The organism is Streptomyces sp. NPDC001450 (genome assembly GCF_053597295.1).
In genome coordinates, this window is the sequence record NZ_JBSFHY010000116.1 from 1 (window position 1) to 3,853 (window position 3,853).

The 3,853-nt window shown below is 67.7% G+C and carries 2 protein-coding genes; one reads left to right on the forward strand and one right to left on the reverse strand.

What is annotated here, in order from left to right; translation table 11 throughout:
* Window positions 1–137: 137 nt before the first annotated feature.
* On the reverse strand, window positions 138–842 hold the full coding sequence (locus ACWC5O_RS45115; RefSeq protein WP_450592493.1) for a DUF4097 family beta strand repeat-containing protein: 705 nt from the start codon (window positions 840–842) through the stop codon (window positions 138–140).
* Window positions 843–1,385: 543 nt separating this feature from the next.
* Here ACWC5O_RS45115 and ACWC5O_RS45120 point away from each other — a divergent pair.
* On the forward strand, window positions 1,386–3,356 hold the full coding sequence (locus ACWC5O_RS45120; RefSeq protein ID WP_450592491.1) for a tetratricopeptide repeat protein: 1,971 nt from the start codon (window positions 1,386–1,388) through the stop codon (window positions 3,354–3,356).
* Window positions 3,357–3,853 lie beyond the last annotated feature (497 nt).

Sequence of the window (3,853 nt, forward strand, 5' to 3'; positions counted from 1 at the left end):
CCCGGGGATGTGTGCCTGAGAAGTGCCCCCGTCCGGTGCGGGAACGAGGGCCTCGGCAATCCTCGTCCTCGCTGGTCGGAGGCACTCTTAACTGAGCTGACCACTTGCCGGGCAGCCCGCTTCATGAAGGCGCGAGGCTAGCCTGCCGACTCCACAGTCAAGTCACCGTTCGTTGTCGACAGATCCAAGCGGTACCTGCCCGAGGGGTCGTTCTTGAACGCCACCTTCTTGTCGCCGTGGGAGTTGTTCGCCGAGATCCGGTACTTGGCGGGCGGGGCCGTGACCGTGAGGCTGCCACTGGTCGTGAGGGCCTTGATGTTCTGCGGGGTGGCCGTCTGGATCCTCACCTCGCCGTTCGACGTCTGCGTGTCGATGTCGCCGCCCTTGACGTCGTTGACCTTGACGTCACCGTTGGACGTGCGTAGCTTCACCGGCCCCGTCGCGTTGTTCACTGCTATCCCGCCGTTGCTTGTGTGCACGTCGACCATACCGACATCGCTCAGTGTGAGGCTGCCGTTGGAGCTGGCTCCCGTCACCGGAAGACCGGCGGGCACCTTGACGACGTAGTTGACGCCGCAGTTCTTGCCGCAGTCGGAGAGCGTCAGGACGCCGTCCTCGACGCTGAACGACGTGCCACTCGGTTTGTCACCGCGGTAGTTGACCTTGCGGTGCACGGAGACCGTCGAGTTGTCCGCCGAAGCCTCCACCTTCACCCCGCCGTTCCTGTTGTCGAGACGGATCGAGGTGATTTTCTGGGGCACCTTGGCGTCGTCCTCGAAGGTCTTCTGGTCGAGGGCCGAGCACGCGGAGAGCCCGCCGGCGGTGACAGCAGCCAAAGCCACTGCTGCAAGGACGTGCGTCTGTAGGCGTCGCATGAAGTTCCCCCGTGTGGAGCGAGTTGAATCGGTGATCAGTCACTGCGACTTTACGCGGCCACAGTCCCGCCGATGATGGGGAAAACCCCCCAATGCCAGGACTGGGCTGACCTTCATGCCACCACGGCCGCCGGCATGCCGGCTTCGGCAGCAGGTTCTCGGATCGGACTACGTTGCGGAACGGCGAGTGCTCGGCTTGCGGGTGGCACCCCGCTCCTTGTTCCGTTGTACACGTGCGAAGTCGGGGTAGCTGCGGGACTTGCTTCCGGGCTCTACCGGATGAGTCCGGGCTCTCCGGATGAGGCAGCTGCGACTGGCTGTCCCGCCGAATCTGCCTCCTGCCCCGCCCCGCCCCGGCCGAGCCCGGACGCGGACCGAAGGCGATCTGGCCCCGAACGTTGTGAGGGCGCGGGCGGTGTCTTTGCTGAGGGGACTGCCGGGCCCGTGCTCGGTCGCGATCTTCCGTTGAAAGGGGGGTGAGTTGAACGGTCGGGCTGTAACGTCGATCTCGTGCTGGCTACAGTTCTCGGGCTGATCGGCGGCATTGCGGCCGCAATCATCGGTGCGTGGGCGGCGCTTCGCGCTCGGCGCCCGCCGAAGTCGCAGGTCGAACTCGTCGACGTGACCATCGCGCCGCCGTCGGGTTCGGCCGCGGGTCCGCGAGACATGTCTCCGGTGCTCGATGTGAAGGTACGCAACACGGGGGGCCAGTCGGCCGTGCTCAAGCGACTCGTGGTGCGCGTGCACCGCGCTGTCCGGTGCGGGAGCATGTTCGCCGGCATGCGGTTGACCCCCTACCGCGCTCTGTGGGTCGGCGCGGCCTTGCCGGTGTCCGCCACGTACGACGCCGCGATACCGCTGCCGGAGCACGCCGGCGGTTCCCGGGCCGTCGTCGACCTCTCCCAGGTGGTGGCACAGGGAGAGGCGGACCGGTTCGAGGTCCGGCTCGGCATGGAACCCACGTTCGACACGTACGTGTACGGGCTGGACCTGGAGATCGTCTACGACGGGAACGATCGCCTGATGACCTCGCCGAGGGTGGCCGTCGCGTTCCCGCAGCGTGGTTTCGTGTACTCGGCTGACGAGATCCGGACTGTGATCAGTGGCTTTCTGGAAGACACGGGGAAGGTCCGTGATGCGATCGACAGAGAGATGACCGAACGAGGGCTGCCCGTGCCCGACTGGGAATCCGCACCGCCCCGGCGCCGCTCCGACCTGCCTGACGGCCTCGTGTCGGTGGACGGGATCGCCGACCTGTTCTCCTCCGGCGGAGGAGGCGTCTACGAGGTCACGGAGGCGTTCTGGGACCCGGGACGTGCGATCGCAGGCCATCTGCAGAGCTTCGAGCGGATGTATCGCGAAGTGGTCGAGATCACCGTTGGCGCGGCAGTCGCAGACGACGTCCTGATGGCGTCTCTCCCGCGGGTCGAGGCCATCTTGGCTCGGCTTCCGGCACTGTACGCGGAATTCGGGATCCCGGCGGCCGCGGAGGCCGAGCCTGTCGGCGAACCGGCGGGCACGAAGCAGCCGGCCAAGCTGATGGCGGAGATCCTCGATCTCGACGGCGAATCCACGGCGCGGGAATCTGCGTTCGAGGAACTGCGGAGCCGTATCCGCGCCCGTGACGAGGGAACCTTCTGGTTTCTCGGTCGGCTGGCGGCAGGGGAGGACGGCCTGGACTCCTGGCTCGCCCGCATCGGCCTCGGCAGGATGCCGAACGCCACCGCGGCGGCCGAACTGCTGGACGAGTCCCTCCGGCTGCGGGGTCCGGACGATCGAGACTCCCTCAACGCCCGGCGCCATATGGCCAGACGCCGAGGTGGCGGTGACGCTGCGGGAGCCGCGGCTGCGCTCGGGACGCTCCTGGACGACGCGTCACGGGCACTGGGGCCAGAGGACCCCGACACATGTGCCACGCGCGTCGAACTCTTCCATTTCCTGAGAGAGGCGGGCGACATGGCGGCCGCCGCCACGGTCGCTGCCGACATCGTCGCCGATCAGCGCCGGACGGTGGGACCGGATCACCGGCACACCATCCTCTACCGGCATACTCTCGGATTCTGCCTGGGCGAGGCGGGGGATCCCTCGCGCGCCGTCGAAGTGTTCACCGAACTTCTCGGCGACGCCGTGCGGGTACTGGGTCCCGACAATCCCGACACCCTCAACGTCCGTCATGAACTGGCCCGATGGCGAGGGAGAGCGGGGGACGCCGTGGGTGCCGCCGCCGCGTTCGCCGACATAGTCCCGGACCGCATCCGCATCCAGGGACCCGACCACCCTCATACACTCATGTCGCGGCACAACCTGGCGCTATGGACAGGCGAGGCCGGGGATGCCATGGGCGCCGCCGCAGCGTTCGCCGAACTCGTGGTCGACCGGCGCCGAGTGCTGGGGCCGGAACACCCCGACACGGTCAAGAGCGAGCGCGCCCTGGCCCACTGGCGAGAGCAGCCTGGTCCGCACAGTCGCACGATCCAGTGAGAGCAGGCCTCACGTGGTGGCCGGTCTCGAGGCCGTGATCCGCAAGGCCGTCAGAGCCAAGATCCGCACGCGCGAGGAAGCGGAGACTGCCACCGGACTCGATCGCGCGATACCTCGCGCACACCAAGGACGAAGCGACCAGCCGCGGCGCGGGACCACGGGCTTTGGCCGCGCTCTGGCGAGAGCCCGTATCCAGGAGGAACCTGGCAGACTACTTCGGCTGGTCCTCCGGCACCGCCGAGTAACCAGCTTTGCAGTGGCTGCGACCGGCCGATCGAGCAGGCCGGGCTCCACCACGTGTGGATCTCTGCGCGGGTGGCCACCGACGTCTTGACCCTCATGTGCGCGCCGGCGTAGTGGCGTACGGCTCCGCCGCGCTTTCTGTCGCTGCGATTGGCTGCCGGATCGGCCTGGATGACGCGCTGTCGGCGGCTGGAGCCGTGGCGTAAGCCGGCGGGCGGGCACGATCCGGGCAGTATCTGTTCATTCTTGTGGTC